This is a genomic window from Allorhizobium borbori, from assembly GCF_014196535.1.
In the GTDB taxonomy this organism is placed as follows: Bacteria; Pseudomonadota; Alphaproteobacteria; order Rhizobiales; family Rhizobiaceae; genus Ectorhizobium; species Ectorhizobium borbori.
This window is the reverse complement of the sequence record NZ_JACIDU010000011.1, coordinates 81,684-98,194: the sequence shown is the minus strand read 5'-3', so window position 1 is coordinate 98,194 and position 16,511 is coordinate 81,684. Positions and strand designations below refer to the sequence as shown.

Below are 16,511 nucleotides of genomic sequence, written 5' to 3'. Positions count from 1 at the left end.
GTCGCATAAACGGGGAGCAGCACCGCGACGCGCAGCGCACCTTCAAAAAACACAACTTTTACGAATGAATACACGGGTCGGGTTGCAGAAAATCCGGTTTACGCTGACAATCAGCCAGGAAACGGGGCCGGGCATGATGCCCGGTCTCCAGCGGATGGAGAGGCGTCTCACCTCTTCCTTGGCAGCATTCTGCCACAGGTGCTCGCATTTTCAGGAAAACGCTCAGAACTCAACCGGCTCCAGCGGCGGTCTGTTCGCCTCAAAGGCCCGGTATTTCTCTTCAGCGGCGGTAATATAATCGCGGTTGTCGGGAACGGTGAACTGGCTTTTGGCGATCTGGATCTGAAAAATGAACAGGTCTTCGTGGGTGAAGGCCATTTCCGAACCGGCCAGATAGAATTCCCACATGCGGAAGAAGCGTTCATCATAGATGGCCAGCACTTCTTCCTTGCGCGCCACGAAACGCTGCCGCCAGTGGCGCAGCGTATAGGCGTAATGCAATGGCAGAACCTCCACGTCTCGCACCAGAAGGTCGGCCTTTTCGATGGCGGGAAGAACCTCGCCGAGCGAGGGGATGTAACCGCCGGGGAAGATGTACTTTTCGATGAAGGGATTGGTGGCATAGCTCGGCTTCGGCCGGCCGATGGCATGCAGCAGCATGACACCATCGTCGGCGAGAACATCGGCGACCTTGCAGAAGAAGGTTCCGTAACTGCCGATGCCGACATGCTCGAACATGCCCACCGAGACGATACGGTCATATTTCTGCGGCGGCAGGTAGCGATAATCCTGAAGCATGAAACGCACGCCGCCCGCCAGACCACGCTTTTCGGCCCGCACCTGCGAGACGCGCAACTGCTCCTGCGACAGGGTGATGCCGGTGACGTCGACGCCCGCCGCCTCCGCCAGATACATGGCCATGCCGCCCCAGCCGGAACCGATTTCCAGCACCTTCATGGCCGGCTCAAGCAGGAGTTTCGCGGCGATGTGGCGCTTCTTCGCCGCTTGCGCATCCACCAGCGAAATGCCGGGCGGATTGAAATAGGCGCAGGAATATTGCCAGTCCTCGTCCAGAAACAGGGCAAAAAGCTTCGCACTCAGATCGTAATGATGGGCGACATTGCGGCGGTTGTGATTGACGGGAAGGCGCATGCTGATCTGCGCCGCCGCCATGCGGGCAAGCCCCAGACCGATCATCTTCCAGGTCAGCGCCTCGCTGCGGGTATTGGCCTTCACCAGCGCCAGAAAGTCGTAGATGTCGCCCTCTTCGAGCAGCATCCGGCCTTCCATATACATTTCGCCGAGCTTGAGGGCGGGGTCGTTGGCAATCGCTTCCTGCGCATCCGCGTCAGTGAACCGGATGGCAACGGGGGGACCCGAGCCATCACCCAGCATTTCCACCTGCCCGGTGTGATCCGTCAGCCGTAACGCGCCTTTTGCAATGATCTTACGCAACAGCGAATGCAAGGAAGATGTCATAGACGACCCCCGGTGGTGCATTAACTTTCATGCCTGTCCCATGAAATTTAACGCCTTACGCCACCGAGGCAAGTCCCAGAAGTGACGAAATCACTTTTCAGTGACCCCGCTGCCATCAGTTTTTCTCAACGCTTTTTGAATGCTTCTGCAAGAGCCGCTCCGAGCGAGCCCTGCTGCGAGGGCTTTTCCGGCTTTGCCGACATCTTCTGCGGCGCGCGCCCGACCGGTGCATTACGGTCGCCGCGCGGTGCGGGGGCGGACGCCGAGCCATCGTCCTTGCGCATCGAAAGACCGATGCGCTTGCGCTTGGCATCCACTTCCACCACACGCACCTTCACCACATCTCCGGCCTTCACCACCTCATGCGGATCCTTCACGAAGCGGTCGGCAAGCTGGGAAACGTGAACGAGACCATCCTGATGAACGCCGATATCCACGAAGGCGCCAAAGGCGGCGACGTTGGTCACCGTACCTTCGAGGATCATGCCGGGCTTGAGGTCGCTGATCTCATCGACACCCTCGGCAAAGGTCGCTGTCTTGAAGCTCGGGCGCGGGTCACGGCCCGGCTTTTCCAGTTCGGCGAGAATGTCCTTCACCGTCGGCAGGCCGAATTTCTCGTCGATGAACTTGCGCGGATCGAGGTTCTTCAGCGTGGCGCTATCGCCCATCAGCGTGCGCAGGTCGCGACCGCAGGCCGAAACGATGCGGCGCGCCACGTCATAGGCTTCCGGGTGGACGGCAGAAGCATCGAGCGGCTCCTTGCCGTTCAGAATGCGCAGGAAGCCGGCGCATTGCTCGAAAGTACGGGCCCCGAGACGCGGCACCTTCATCAGATCCTTGCGGCTGGCGAACGGACCTTCCTGATTGCGGTGGGCGACGATGGCCTCCGCCAGCGAGCCGCCGAGGCCGGATACGCGGGCCAGAAGCGGCGCAGAGGCCGTGTTGAGATCGACGCCGACGGCGTTCACGGCATCTTCCACCACCGCATCCAGCGAACGACCGAGCTTTCCCTGATCGACATCGTGCTGGTACTGGCCGACGCCGATCGATTTCGGCTCGATCTTCACGAGTTCAGCCAGCGGGTCCTGCAGGCGGCGGGCGATGGAGACCGCCCCGCGCAACGATACATCGAGGCCGGGGAACTCGGCTGCCGCCAGTTCGGAAGCCGAATAGACCGAGGCGCCGGCTTCCGAGACGATGACCTTGGTCGGCTTCGGTGCAGGCAGATTGCTGAGGAGATCGGCCACGAGGCGCTCCGTTTCGCGGCTGGCCGTGCCGTTGCCGATGGCAATGAGATCCACCTTGTGCTTGCGGATGAGGCTTGCCAGTTCGGCCTGCGCACCGCGTACATCGTTTTTCGGCGGGAAGGGATAGACGGTCGCGGTTTCCAGGAGCTTGCCGGTGCCATCGACCACCGCCACCTTGACGCCGGTGCGGATGCCCGGATCGAGCCCCATCGTGGCGCGCGAGCCGGCGGGTGCGGCCAGCAGCAGATCCTTCAGGTTGCGGGCGAAGACGTGGATCGCCTCCTCTTCCGCCCGTTCGCGCATTTCGCGCATCAGATCGAGCGACAGCGACACGGAGAGCTTCACCCGCCAGGTCCAGCCGGCGACCTCCATCAGCCAGCGGTCGGCCGCACCGCGGTCGCGAATATCATAGGCGACGGCAATCTTTGCCTGTGCGGGCTTCACCGGGGAAGGATCGTCCTGATCCACCTCGATGGTCAGCGACAGGAATTCCTCGTTCCAGCCGCGCAGCATGGCAAGCACGCGGTGACCGGGGGCCGTGGCCCAGCGTTCGGAATGGTCGAAATAGTCGGAGAATTTCGCGCCCGCTTCCTGCTTGCCGTCGGCCACCTTCGCACGCAGCACGGCGGCCCCCTTCATATAGTCGCGCAACGTCTTCAGAAGCGTGGCGTTTTCCGCCATGCCTTCGGCCACGATGTCGCGCGCACCTTCAAGGGCGGCCTTCTCATCCGGCACGTTTTCATTGAGATAGGCTTTTGCCAGCGCCTGCGGATCGGCGGCGCGGTTGGCAAGAATGGCCTCTGCCAGCGGGCCAAGACCTTTTTCCCGGGCGATTTCGGCGCGGGTGCGGCGTTTCGGCTTGTAGGGAAGATAGAGATCCTCCAGTTCCGCCTTGGTGGCGGCGGCGAAGATCTTGCCCGAAAGCTCGTCCGTCATCTTGCCCTGCGAAGTGATGGACTCGACGATGGAGGCGCGGCGCGCGTTCAGTTCACGCAGGTAAACGAGGCGTTCGGAGAGGTCACGAAGCTGCGTGTCATCCAGGCCGCCGGTCACTTCCTTGCGGTAACGGGCGATGAAGGGCACCGTGGCGCCGCCATCCAGAAGCTCGATCGCAGCCTCGGCCTGTGCGGGCTTCGCGCCGATCAGCGCCGCAATCGTTACGCTCAGGGATCGAATGTCGTTGGCCATCATTATTCTCGGATTCGTGTCGGGAGGGGCAATCTAGCGAGGAATTGCGGCATGGCAACGATGGTGAGGCCGGTTCCACAGGGAAAGCCGGAGCTATCTGCCGCCTCATCCGGCTGCCGCCAGCTTCTCCCCGGCGGGAAAAAGGGGAACTCAAAGAGGCTGCCGTATATCCTTCTCCCCGGGAGGAGAAGGTCACGGCAGGTGGATGAGGGCGGTGATGCCAATCTCCGCTTGACCTTTTGCCACCCTGCCCTTAACCGCCTTGGCATCTTATGATCGCAATTCCAAGCGGGAAACTGCTTTACATTTTTCCTGGAATTGCCCGGGCAAGCGGGGATTTGACCATGAAAGTTCTTCTGATCGGATCGGGCGGACGCGAACATGCGCTGGCCTGGAAACTGGCAAAATCGCCGCTCCTCGAAACGCTTTACGCGGCGCCCGGCAATCCCGGCATTTTCGAACATGCCGAGCCCGCCGGCATCGATCCGGACGATCACGCCGCCGTCGTGGCTTTCTGCAAGGACAAGGGCATCGGCTTCGTGGTCGTCGGCCCGGAAGCGCCGCTCGTGGCCGGTCTGGCGGATACGCTGCGCGCCGCCAGCATCTCCACTTTCGGCCCGTCCGCTGCCGCTGCCCAGCTTGAAGGTTCCAAGGGTTTCACCAAGGACCTCTGCGCCCGCTACGATATTCCGACCGGTGCCTACAAGCGCTTCAAGGATGCCGAAAGCGCCAAGGCCTACACCCGCGAACAGGGTGCCCCCATCGTCGTGAAGGCCGATGGCCTTGCCGCCGGCAAGGGCGTGACCGTCGCCATGACGCTGGATGAGGCGCTGGCCGCCATCGATGACTGCTTCTCCGGCGCGTTCGGCGCTGCCGGCGCCGAAGTGGTCGTGGAAGCCTTCCTCGACGGCGAGGAAGCGAGCTTCTTCGTTCTTTCCGACGGCAAGCATGCGCTGGCGCTCGCCACCGCGCAGGACCACAAGCGCGTGGGCGACGGCGATACCGGCCCGAACACCGGCGGCATGGGCGCCTATTCCCCGGCACCGGTGATGACGCCCGCCATGGTGGAACGCACCATGAAGGAGATCATCGAGCCGACGATTGCCGGCATGGCGAAAGACGGCAACCCCTTCTCCGGCGTATTCTTCGCCGGGCTGATGATCACGGCCAAGGGGCCGGAACTCATCGAATACAATGTCCGCTTCGGTGATCCTGAATGCCAGGTGCTGATGACGCGGCTGAAATCCGATCTGCTGCCGCTGCTCTATGCAACGGCGACCGGAACGCTCGATCAGGTGAGTGCCGAATGGCATGAGGGCCCGGCGCTGACGGTGGTGATGGCATCGAAGGGCTATCCCGGTTCCTACGAGAAGGCGACGCCGATTGCTTCGCTGCCCGAAACCGGCGAAGGCGAGAAGATTTTCCACGCCGGCACCGCGCTGAAGGATGGAAAGCTGGTCGCGACCGGCGGCCGCGTGCTGAACGTGACGGCAACGGGCGAGACCGTCGCCGAGGCGCAGGCCCGGGCCTATGCCCTTGTCGACCGGATCGAGTGGGAAAACGGTTTCTGCCGCCGCGATATCGGCTGGCGTGCCGTGGAACGCGAGCAGGCGTAACATTTCGGAGCAAACCGCCGGAAAACCAGCGGTTTCGCTCAATTTTTACCAATTCTCCTGACGGGATCGAAAGAAAGCCGCGCTAGTCTCCCACCATCATAAGGGAGAACCATGTGATGCGTCTCGTCATCCTCGCCATTCTTGCAGCCAGTACCGCCCTTCCCGCCTTCGCCTCGTCCATCGAGTTCGTTGCGGGCACGCGCCTTGGCAATGACAGCATGGTCAGCATGTCCTGCGCCACCTGCCCGCCGGTGAAGCCGCCGGAAGAACGCAGCGGCTACAAGGTGCCGACGCTGGGAGAAGACGTGCAGAAGGAAGAGATCCTCACCATCAATGGCGAGCGGATGCTGGTGCGCACCGACCGGTGGATGGGTGGCTCCCCGACCGTCTATCATCAGAAACTGACCCCCGAGACAGAAGCCGCCATGACGGCCAAGCCCGTGATCAACGGGGTCGAGCCTCCCGTCGCGGCTGGAGTGACCGGTCAGGATGGCGTCGACCCGACGGCCACCACCGCTGCCGTTTCCGCCGAACCGGCCAAAGCGGCCAGCGACTTCGGCGGCTTCGAGTTGCGCCTCAAGTAACGGCCGCGCGCCGAATGGTTGCCATACCCCCCTTCGTTTAAAGGGGTTTCAACGTTTCTTAACTACCTATACGGTTATGCTGCGTCGCAATGGAACGGCATGACGTCCTTCCCTGGTCCAAAACAGGTGCAACGCCCTAGGCATGATGCCGGCTTGGTGAAACCGGCACCTCCCATGAAGCGACGCACCATGCGAAACCTGAAGATTTCCAGACAGTTGATCCTGCTGGTGGCTGGCCTTATCGCCGCCTTCGCCGTTGCCACGGCATTCGAAATCCGCGCCTCCGTCAACGCCATCTATGCCGAGCGCTACACAATGCTGCGCTCGCAGGTGGAAACCGCGGTTTCCCTGCTCGACAGCTATTACCAGCGCCAGAAATCGGGTGAACTGAGCGAGGAAGAGGCCAAGAGCCGGGCCTACTCCGCCATCGTCAAGCTGAAGTTCACGCCGGACGGCTATTTTTACGGCTATGACTACAATTACATCCAGATCTTCCACCCGAACCCCAAGAGCATCGGCAAGAGCTTCAAGGACGTGAAGGACAAGAACGGCTTCGCCTTCCTGGTCGATGTGGTGGAAAAGGGTCGTGCGGGAGGTGGCTTCACCGATTTCGAATGGACCAAGCCCGGCCAGCCTGATGACCAGATGTTCCCGAAGACCGGCTATTCGCAAACATTCGAGCCGTGGAAGCTCGTCGTCGGCACCGGCGTCTACACCGACGATCTCAGGGCACAGATCGTCGCCACCGTGCTGAACGCCGCAAGCGTCGTCATCGCCATGCTGGTAATCGGCATGGCCGCCGCCTGGTTCGTCATTCGCGGCATCACCCGCCCGCTGGCCGCCGTCCATGGTGCGCTGCAGGCTGTCGCCGAAGAGAACACGCAGATCACCATTCCCCACACCGACATGCGCAACGAAGTCGGCCTGATGGCCAAGGCCACGCAGGCGCTGCAGGACAAGGTGCGCGAACGCCACCAGATGGCGGAACGCGAAGCGCAGCACCGCGCCGAACTCGACGGCGAGCGCCAGGCCAATGCCCGACTGCAGGGCGAGACCGCCGACAAGCAGGCGCATGCCGTCAGCACCATCGGCACGGCCCTGAACAGGCTGGCGCAGGGCGACCTCACCGTGCGGTGCGCCGATCTCGGAACCGACTACGCCACGCTGCGCGCCAATTTCAACGAGGCGGTTGGCCAGCTTGAAACCGCATTGTCCCGCGTTTCCGCCAAGAGCACGGAAATCGGCAGCGCCAAGGAGCAGATCCGTTCGGCGTCCGGCGAACTGGCCCGTCGCACCGAGCAGCAGGCAGCAAGCCTTGAGGAAACCGCCGCCGCCATCGATGAGCTGAACGTGGCCGTGCGCCAGACCGCCGACGGTGCGCGCCGCGCGGCGCAGGAAGTGCATTCGGTGAATGACGAGGCCGTGCGCAGCGATGCGGTGGTGGCCGAAGCCATCGAGGCCATGGGCGGCATCGCCCAATCCTCGGAGGAAATTACCAAGATCATCGGTGTGATCGATGAAATCGCCTTCCAGACCAACCTTCTGGCGCTGAACGCCGGTGTGGAGGCCGCCCGCGCCGGTGAAAGCGGCAAGGGCTTTGCCGTGGTGGCGCAGGAAGTGCGTGAACTCGCCCAACGCTCCGCCGCCGCCGCCAAGGAGATCAAGGCGCAGATTTCCCGCTCCTCCGGTCAGGTCGAGAATGGTGTGCGTCTCGTCGGTGAGGCGGGCGAGGCGTTGAAGCGCATTTCCACGCAGATCCAGACCGCCAACGAAATCGTCTCCAAGATCGCCCACGGCGCGGCCGAGCAGAACACCACGCTCCACTCCATCGCCAGCGCCATGGGCTCGCTCGATGTGACGACCCAGAAGAACGCGGCCATTGCCGAGGAAACCACGGCCTCCGCCGAAATGCTCGCCCGCGATGCGGAAGAGCTGATCGATCTGGTGCGCAATTTCCGCGTCAGCGGCGCGCGTGAACAGCAGCGCTACGCAGCGTAAGCACTGAACGGCCTAAACGCAAAAGCCGCCGGAGCGATCCGGCGGCTTTTTGCATTCGATGAGGCCGAACCGGAGCTTTATCCGGCGATCTTCGAGAAATCCGCCACAGTGCCGGTTGCGGCGCGGATGGCTTTCAAAAGGGCCAGACGGTTGGCGCGGATGGCCGCGTCCTCGTCGTTCACCAGCACATCCTCGAAGAAGCGGTCGACCGGCGCGCGCAACACCGCAAGGGCGGCCATGGCACTGCGGAAATCCTCGGCCTTCACGGCTTGCGCCGCAGCGGCAGAAGCCGTGCGGATGGCGGCATAGAGTGCCTTTTCGGCCTCGAGCGTCAGCAGGTCTTCCGACACGCCATCGGCGATGACCGTGCCCTTCTTCTCTTCGGCGGCGAGCAACTGCGTGGCGCGCTTGGTGCCAGCCAGAAGGTTCAGCCCCTCCTCCCCCGTAATGAAGGCCGTCAGCGCCTCGACACGGCGGGCAACCATCAGCAAATCATCCGCCTCCGGCGTCAGCACGGCATCGATGAGGTCGTGACGTGCACCGAGATCGCGAAGATAGACCTTGAGGCGATCATGGAAGAAGGAGAGGAGATCGGCATCCCTGGTGATGGCCAGCAGCGGCAACCGAATGTCCCGCTCCAGTATAATACGGACGACACCGAGGGCAGCGCGACGAAGCGCATAGGGGTCCTTGGAGCCGGTCGGCTTTTCGTCAATGGCCCAGAAGCCCGTCAGCGTATCGAGCTTGTCGGCCAGTGCGACCGTCAGCGCGACGCGGCCGGACGGCACGCGGTCGGAGGGGCCCTGGGGCTTGTAATGGTCTTCGATGGCGGTGGCGACGGCGTCCGGTTCGCCCTGAAGCGTCGCATACTTGCGGCCCATGACACCCTGAAGCTCCGGGAATTCGCCGACTGCTTCGGTGCGAAGGTCAGCCTTGGCGAGAACCACGGCGCGATCCACCAGCTTGAGGAATTCGGCTTCGGAGAGCCTGGCGATGTCGGGTTCGGCCACCTTCTGGGTTTCCGTCATCCCGGCAAAGACTGCCTTGCCGAGTTCTGCCGCCAGCTTGCGGATGCGCGAAACGCGCTCGCCCTGCGTGCCCAGCTTGGCGTGAAAGGTGACGTTGAGGTGATCGAGCTTGGCCATGCGCTGGTCGAGCGGCTTCGACAGATCGAGGCCGAACTTTTCGGCAGAGGCCTTCAGCGTTTCGAGGTCCGGCAGGTCGCCCTGATCGCGGGTCCAGAAGTGCTTGGCGTCCGAAAGACGGGCGCGCACCACCTTGCCGTTGCCGTGAACGATTTCCGCGCCACCATCGATGGCCTGAATGTTCGACACCAGAATGAACTTGTTCGACAGGGTTTCTGCCCCCGGCGCGCGGGTGACGAAGCATTTCTGGTTGGTCTTGATCGTCAGGCGGATAATTTCCGAGGGAATGGCCAGATAATCTTCCTCGAAGGTGCCCATCAGCACCTGCGGCCATTCGACAAGGCCGGAGACTTCTTCCAGGAGGCCTTCGTCTTCCACCAGTTCCAGACCGGAGGCGAAGGCGAGATCGCGGGCATCATGCAGGATGATGTCCTTGCGGCGCTCGGCATCGAGCACGACACGGGCGCGTTCCAGCGCTGCGGCGTAGTCGTCAAAACGGCGCACGGTGATGGCGCCCGGCGCGTGGAAGCGGTGACCATAGGTGACATTGCCGGCGACGATGCCATCGACCTCGAAGGGCACGATGGTGGTTTCGTCGTGTTCGGAACCCAGCGTGCAGATGATGGATTGCAGCGGGCGCACCCAGCGCAGGGAACCGGGCTTTGCGGAAGCCGCACCCGAGCGCATGGGCTTCGGCCAGGGGAAATTGCGGATGATGCCCGGCATGGCTTCCGCGATGATGTCGGCGGCTTCACGGCCCGGCTTCTGGAGAATGGCGACGTAGAAATCGCCCTTCTTCGGGTCGCTCTGCACCTGCGCCTGCGCGACGTCGGAAAGGCCGGCCTTGCGCAGGAAGCCATCGATGGCCTGCTGCGGGGCCTTGGTGGAAGGACCCTTGACTTCCTCGCGCACTTCCGCCGAACGGGCGGTGAGGCCGCGAATGTCGAGCGTCAGGCGGCGTGGCGTCCAGTATTCACGCGCGCCCTCATAGGTCAGGCCCGCTTCCACCAGCGCATCGGTGACGAGTTTCTTCAGGTCGCCCGCGGCCTTGCGCTGCAGGCGGGCGGGAATTTCCTCGGAGCGGAGTTCGAGCAGAAGATCGGGCATGTCGATGGACCAGCTAACAGTTTGGAAAGTGTTGGGGAGGCTCTAGCAAGCCGGAGCGGAAATGTCACGCCGCAAAGGCCGTGTTTTGTGGCAGAGGCGCGGCTTACCAGCCGCCGCCACCGCCGCCGCCGCCGCCGCCGCCGGAGAAGCCGCCACCCCCACCGCCCGAAAAGCCGGAGCCCGACGACGACACCGGCTGGGGAATGGTGGAGGCGATGGTGGACGCCATGGAGGAGGAGAAGCCGCCGATGCGATCCGAGAAGGAGCCGGCATTGCCGTTATACCAACCGGGCTGGTAGTTCGCGGCGGCTGCACCCGCGGCAGCCGTGGCAAGCCACGTCTCGAAGGTGCGCGTCCACGGCTTTTCGACGCCGAGCGCCACCGCATAGGGCAGAAGCTTTTCGAAATGGCTGGGCGACATTTCCGGTGCGCCAGCCATGTTCATGCGGTCCTTTTCGGCGAGCGTCAGATAGGTTCTGAGCCCCTCGATACCATCCATCAGCTTGCGGCCAAGCGGCGTGGGCGCGCCCATGAGGAAGAAGAACAGCGTGTTGACCAGCGCGATGCCGCCGCCCGCCACCAGCGTGACCATGGCGCCGTGATCGGTGGTTTCTGTGAGGATGGTCGCGAAGATCGTGCCGAAAATGCTGACGGCCACCAGCCCGGTGAAACCGAGCGAAATGATCGCGCCGATGCGGCTGATGAGCGAAGCCCCCGCCCGGAAGCCCTTGCCGATCTTCACTGCGATGACGCCGATGACAATGGCCGCGATGACCGGCACGATCAGAAGCGCGACGGCATCTTCATTCAGGCCGCCAAAGACCAGAAGGCCGAACAGGGCTGCCAGCGAAAGCAACACACCACCGACGATGTAAAGCGCATTCGACTGGTAATATTTGCCGCGATGTTCTTTCTCGATGGCATTGCGGAAGGCCTTGCCAACCCGTTCCACCTGCTCGCCATGGGCCTTGTCGATCACGAGTTCTCCGCCCTCGCCAATGGCAGATACGAGTGCGGCCTGCCCTTCCGGCAGCCTGGCGGGCAGCGCCTTGTCCGTGCGGCGAATGACGATGGAGCGCTTGAGGTCTTCCAGCGTCACGTAGCCCTTTACAGCGAGATCGAGCGCGGAGGCAGACAGCGCCGTCCAGCCCTGACCAGAAAAGCCCTTGTTATCGATATAGTTGACCAGCGCGGGCGAAATCCCTTCCGGCGCATCCCAGCGCGGCACCATGACGCCGGCGGCGGGATCGCGACCGACCGCCACCCAGGCCCGGAAATAATAGAGGAAGACGACGAGAAGCCCGCCGAAGCCGATCAGCGTGTCTCGATTGTCGCGAAACCACCACCAGCGTTCCTGCGTGGCGGAGGGTGCGGCGATGGCGCCCTTCGGCAGCTTCAGGTCGATGGTCAGCCCCTCGCCTGCCCCGAAAGCGCGCGTTGTGGCAAAGCGCACCCGGTTGCCCTCGATGAAGGCGCGGGCATCGCGCCCCTTGTCGCCGAGCCTGCCGGTATAGACCGCGGTATCCTCGGCCCGCACGCCCTCCGGCAGGGTGACGGTGGCGGTGATTTCGGCCATGCGGAACTGCCAGCCATTGCCGGTGACGTTCCACATCAACTCGTCGTAATCCTTGAAATAACGGATCTGCCGGCCGGTCTTGTAGGTGATGCGGTAAAGATGCGAACCCGTTGGAAGATAGACATCCTTCGAGCCGGTATAGATGCGCAGGCCGCCGGTGACGTTTTCGGTAAACCACGGTTCCGACGCACCGTCGCGCTCGACCGACACGACATCGAAATCGACCTGCCGGGTGCGGCCATCCGGGCCAAGCTGCGTCAGCGGAAAATCGCGAAAGATACCGCGCTGGATGCGATTGCCCTCGGCCCGCACACGGATCGACTCCGTCACCGTCAGTTCACCGTCGTCAGCCACCGCGATTTCGGCGTGGTAGGACTGGATGAATTCCTCCGCCCGCGCGACGCTCACCGCCATGCCAAGCGCAAGAACGAGAAGAACGAACAGACGGAGGAAGGGTTTCATGCGGCCTCACGGATGAAGGAGACACCGAGACTCTTGAGAGCATCCCAATAGGCGGGATAGGTCTTGCCGACGCAATCGGGATCGAGAATGGCGATACCGGCCACCTTGAGGCCCGCCAGCGCAAAGCTCATGGCGATGCGGTGATCGGCAAAGGTGTCGATCCTCGCCGGATGACAGGTGCCAGCCAGCGCCGGATCGGCATGGACGATCAGGTCGTCGCCCTCCTCATCCGCCAATCCAGGCCGGATACCATTCAGGCCAAGGGAAAGGGCGCGGATGCGGTCGCATTCCTTGACGCGCAGATTGGCGATGCCGACAAAGCGCACCGGCGTTTCGTTGAAGGCGGCCAGCACGGCGATGGTCGGGATCGCGTCCTGCATCTGCGAACCGTCGATGACGGCGGGCATGTGCGGGAAGGCGGCGATGACCTTGTAGGCTTCCGCATCCGGCTGGGTGAAATCGGCAGCGGGCGTGCCGATGTCGATGGAACCGCCGGTTAGAACCTCCATGCCCCAAAGATAGGTGGCGGCAGAGGCGTCGGGCTCGATGTGGAAATCGGTGGCGGTATAGCCCGTCGGCTCGACGCGCCAGACGGCAGGCGTTGGCTGCTCGACCTTTGCGCCGAAGGCGCGCATGGCGGCGAGCGTCAGGTCTATGTAACCGCGCGCGCCGATTTCGGCACCGGCCAGTTCGATCTCGAAGGGCGCATCGGCAAGCGCCGCCGCCATCAGGATGGCCGAGACATACTGGCTGGAAAGCCCGGCATCGATGACAACGCGGTGGCTCTTGAAGGCGCCGACGGCATCGATGGTAACGGGCGGGCAGCCGGTCGGCGCTTCGATGGCGACGCCAAGCGAGGCCAGCGCATCGACCAGCGGGCGGATCGGACGCTTGCGCATATGCGCGTCGCCATCCACCACGAAACGACCCCTGGCCAGCGCCACGGCGGCCGTGAGAAAGCGGGTGGCCGTCCCGGCATTGCCGAGGAAGAGCGGTTCCTTCGGAGCTTTCAGCTCACCGGAGGAGCGCACGAGGAAGGTGGTGGCGTCAGGCTCCTCGACCTCGACACCCATCGCGCGGAGTGCCTCTGCCATATAGAGCGTGTCATCGCTTTTCAGCGCGCCCGTCAACCGGCTTTCGCCTTTGGCGAGGCCGGCGAGCAGAAGCGCGCGGTTGGTGATGGACTTGGAACCCGGCGGGCTCACCTTGCCGGAAAGCGGGTGCGCGGGCGGGGTAATCGTCAGCTTGTCGAGGGTCATGGATACTCAGAACTTCACCGAGGGAACGGCGCGATCGGCCGGGTTCTCGATTTCGAAATAGGGCTTCTTGGCAAAGCCGAACTGGCCGGCAATGAGATTGGACGGGAAGCTTTCGACCTTGACGTTCAGATCGCGGGCGGCTCCGTTGTAATAGCGGCGGGCCATCTGCACTTCGCCTTCGACGCCTTCCAGCGAGCGCTGGAGTTCGAGGAAGTTGGTGTTGGCCTTGAGGTCGGGATAGGCTTCCGACAGCGCGATCAGCTTGCCAAGCGCCTGGCTGAGCAGCCCTTCGGCCGCCGCACGCCCCTCGACATCGCCGGCCGGCACCGAAATCGCCTTGTTGCGGGCGTTGACGACGGCCTCGAAAGTTTCGCGCTCGTGCGCGGCATAACCCTTGACGGTCTCGACGAGGTTGGGAATGAGGTCGGCGCGGCGCTTCAACTGCACATCGATGCCGGACCAGGCTTCCTCCGCCATCTGGCGAGCCTTGACGAGGCCGTTATAGGTGAAGATGCCATAGAGCGCGATCGCGACGATCGCGAGAAGAATATAGGTCGACAAGGGGGAATCCTCCGGCTCGATTTTTCGAGCGGAGATTAGTCGGGCGGCGAGGAAATGTCACCTCCCCGCCCAGGGATCGAAATAAAGGGATCGATTTGATCAGGCCGCGTCGCGCTTGTAGTTCACGCCGCCGGCTTCCGTCATGAGGAAGGCCTCGCCGCAGGCCTTGGCCAGCGTGCGCACACGCAGGATGTAGCTCTGGCGTTCGGTAACGGAGATCACGCCGCGCGCATCGAGCAGGTTGAAGACGTGGCTGGCCTTGATGCACTGGTCATAGGCCGGCAGCACGCACTTGTGCAGCCCACCCGCTTCGCCCGGTTGACCGGCAGCCAACAGCGCCTGGCATTCCTTTTCCGCATCGATGAAATGGCGGTGCAGAAGCTCGGTATCGGCAAATTCGAAGTTGAAGCGGGAATATTCCTGCTCGGCCTGGAGGAAGACGTCGCCATAGGTGATCTTCTCGTCGCCCTCGCGGCCGTTGAAGTTCAGCTCGTAAACATTGTCGACGCCCTGCACATACATGGCGAGACGCTCCAGACCATAGGTCAGTTCACCGGCGACCGGAGCGCATTCGATGCCGCAGACCTGCTGGAAATAGGTGAACTGCGACACTTCCATGCCATCGCACCAGCATTCCCAGCCCAGCCCCCAGGCGCCGAGCGTCGGGCTTTCCCAGTCGTCTTCCACGAAACGGATATCGTGCAGCAGCGGGTCAAGCCCGATGGCCGCCAGCGAGCCGAGGTAAAGTTCCTGCAGGTTCGAGGGGTTCGGCTTCAGGATGACCTGATACTGGTAATAGTGCTGGAGGCGGTTGGGGTTCTCGCCATAGCGGCCGTCGGAGGGACGGCGCGAGGGCTGCACATAGGCGGCCTTCCACGGCTTCGGGCCGAGCGCACGCAGCGTCGTGGCCGGATGGAACGTACCGGCGCCCACTTCCATGTCGTAGGGCTGAAGAATGGCGCAGCCCTTGTCGGCCCAGTAGTTCTGGAGCGTCAGGATAAGCGCCTGAAAGGAGCGCTTCGGGTTCATGTGGGCGGGAAGTTCGGTCACGGTCATGGCTCTGTCCGGGTCATCATTTCGTGCCGGGACGAGTGCCACGACGAAACGGAAGGGTCAAGCGGCAATAGGCCCAACCGGCCTATTCCGCCTCCTCATCCGGGCGGCGGACGCGATATTCGCCGGTCTTTTCGTCCTTCACCAGCGTGCCATGCGCCCTGTTGCGCTCCTCGCGCCGCTTGCGCTTGTGCTGGCGCTGCAGTTTACGCGCATCCGCGGTGAAGCGGCGGTAAAACCACCAGATGGCGAAGCCGGCGGCGACGAAAAAGAGAATGCGGGTCATGAAACGTCCGAGATTACAGTCCGAAGCGTGACCACAATGCCCTTTCTTCCACGGTTTGCGCAAGACCATCGGCGGCGGCTGCGGCGATGCGTTCCGGACCGCTTGCATCCACGCCCGGCAGGCGGCGTCCGAAGAGGCTCTTCGCCGCCGTCACCAGTTGCAGCTTCACATCCTTGCCGTAACGCGCCTGAAGCGTGGCGCGCGGATCGCCCAGCCCGTCAATGAGGCCGAGATCGAGCGCACGGACGCCGGTCCAGAACAGGCCGGAGAAAAGAGCGGGATCATCCTTGAGGCGGCTGCCGCGCCGTTCCTTCACCATGCCGATGAAGACATCGTGAATCTCGTGCTGCAGCGTTTTCAGATAATCGATGTCGCTTTCCTTTTCCGGCTGGAAGGGATCGAGGATCACCTTGTTCTCGCCGGACGTATAGACGCGACGCTCGACGCCGATCTTCTTCAAAAGCTCCGGAAAGCCGAAGCCGCCGGAAACGACGCCGATGGAGCCGACAATCGAGGTCGGATCGGCGATGATTTCATCGCCCGCCAGCGCGATCATGTAACCGCCGGAGGCCGCGACATCCTCCACGAAGACGAAGACCTTCTTGTTCTTCTCCTCGGCAAGCTGGCGGATACGGGCGAAGATGAAGCGCGACTGCACAGGAGAGCCGCCCGGCGAGTTGACGAGGATCGCCACCGCGGACGCCGCCTTCATCGAAAAAGCCTTCTCCAGCATCTGCGCCACCGAGGCAAGGTTCAGCGCCGGTCGCAACGCGCTGCCTCCGGCCATGATAGCCCCGGACAGGCGCACGACCGGAATGACCGTTTCTTCGTGGCGGAAGCGTTTCGGCAGCAAGCGTTTGATGAAATTCTTCATTTCGGCAGATCCATGATGGGCGTCACCCTTCATGTATGGTGCCGGTGGCTGTGCGCAAGTGCCAGAAATAAGGGGT

General features: G+C 63.0%; 12 protein-coding genes. 3 read left to right on the top strand and 9 right to left on the bottom strand.

From position 1 onward, the window contains the following. Nucleotides 1-222: 222 nt before the first annotated feature. Nucleotides 223-1,479 carry a cyclopropane fatty acid synthase gene (locus GGQ66_RS14270; protein ID WP_183793396.1) on the bottom strand — a complete coding sequence of 419 codons (1,257 nt, stop codon included), beginning with the start codon at nt 1,477-1,479 and terminating at the stop codon, nt 223-225. A gap of 125 nt (nt 1,480-1,604) precedes the next feature. Further along, nucleotides 1,605-3,914, bottom strand: a complete 2,310-nt coding sequence (locus GGQ66_RS14265) for a Tex family protein (RefSeq protein ID WP_183793395.1) — start codon at nt 3,912-3,914, stop codon at nt 1,605-1,607. Between the two features lie 344 nt (nt 3,915-4,258). On the opposite strand from GGQ66_RS14265, the gene purD reads away from it, so the two are divergent. The 3 genes from purD to GGQ66_RS14250 all read left to right on the top strand — a co-directional run bounded on the left by purD (nt 4,259) and on the right by GGQ66_RS14250 (nt 8,112). Then, nucleotides 4,259-5,530 carry a phosphoribosylamine--glycine ligase gene (gene purD / locus GGQ66_RS14260; RefSeq protein WP_183793394.1) on the top strand — a complete coding sequence of 424 codons (1,272 nt, stop codon included), beginning with the start codon at nt 4,259-4,261 and terminating at the stop codon, nt 5,528-5,530. Between the two features lie 116 nt (nt 5,531-5,646). Continuing rightward, on the top strand, nt 5,647-6,114 hold the full coding sequence (locus GGQ66_RS14255) for a plant virulence effector HPE1-like domain-containing protein (protein WP_183793393.1): 468 nt from the start codon (nt 5,647-5,649) through the stop codon (nt 6,112-6,114). A 189-nt stretch (nt 6,115-6,303) separates the two neighbouring features. Then, nucleotides 6,304-8,112: a methyl-accepting chemotaxis protein gene (locus GGQ66_RS14250; protein WP_183793478.1), complete on the top strand. Its 1,809-nt coding sequence runs from the start codon at nt 6,304-6,306 to the stop codon at nt 8,110-8,112. A 77-nt stretch (nt 8,113-8,189) separates the two neighbouring features. Here GGQ66_RS14250 and glyS read toward each other — a convergent pair whose 3' ends face one another. From glyS to GGQ66_RS14215, 7 genes are all read right to left on the bottom strand, one after another. Continuing rightward, a complete protein-coding gene (gene glyS, locus GGQ66_RS14245) occupies nt 8,190-10,364 on the bottom strand; it encodes a glycine--tRNA ligase subunit beta (protein WP_183793392.1) in 2,175 nt (724 codons plus the stop codon). A gap of 103 nt (nt 10,365-10,467) precedes the next feature. After that, on the bottom strand, nt 10,468-12,402 hold the full coding sequence (locus GGQ66_RS14240) for a DUF2207 domain-containing protein (RefSeq protein ID WP_183793391.1): 1,935 nt from the start codon (nt 12,400-12,402) through the stop codon (nt 10,468-10,470). After that, nucleotides 12,399-13,661 (bottom strand): 3-phosphoshikimate 1-carboxyvinyltransferase, encoded by a 1,263-nt coding sequence (locus tag GGQ66_RS14235; protein WP_183793390.1) that lies wholly within the window; start codon nt 13,659-13,661, stop codon nt 12,399-12,401. The genes GGQ66_RS14240 and GGQ66_RS14235 overlap by 4 nt, the downstream gene beginning before the upstream one ends. A gap of 6 nt (nt 13,662-13,667) precedes the next feature. After that, the gene (locus GGQ66_RS14230; RefSeq protein WP_183793389.1) at nt 13,668-14,222 is read right to left on the bottom strand and encodes a LemA family protein; all 555 of its coding nucleotides are present in this window, start codon (nt 14,220-14,222) and stop codon (nt 13,668-13,670) included. A 99-nt stretch (nt 14,223-14,321) separates the two neighbouring features. Further along, complete coding sequence (locus GGQ66_RS14225) at nt 14,322-15,278, bottom strand: glycine--tRNA ligase subunit alpha (RefSeq protein ID WP_183793388.1); 957 nt, start codon at nt 15,276-15,278, stop codon at nt 14,322-14,324. An 82-nt stretch (nt 15,279-15,360) separates the two neighbouring features. Further along, entirely contained in the window at nt 15,361-15,561 is a 201-nt protein-coding gene (locus GGQ66_RS14220) for a hypothetical protein (protein WP_183793387.1), read from the bottom strand. A gap of 13 nt (nt 15,562-15,574) precedes the next feature. Beyond that, nucleotides 15,575-16,435 carry a S49 family peptidase gene (locus GGQ66_RS14215; protein WP_183793386.1) on the bottom strand — a complete coding sequence of 287 codons (861 nt, stop codon included), beginning with the start codon at nt 16,433-16,435 and terminating at the stop codon, nt 15,575-15,577. Nucleotides 16,436-16,511 lie beyond the last annotated feature (76 nt).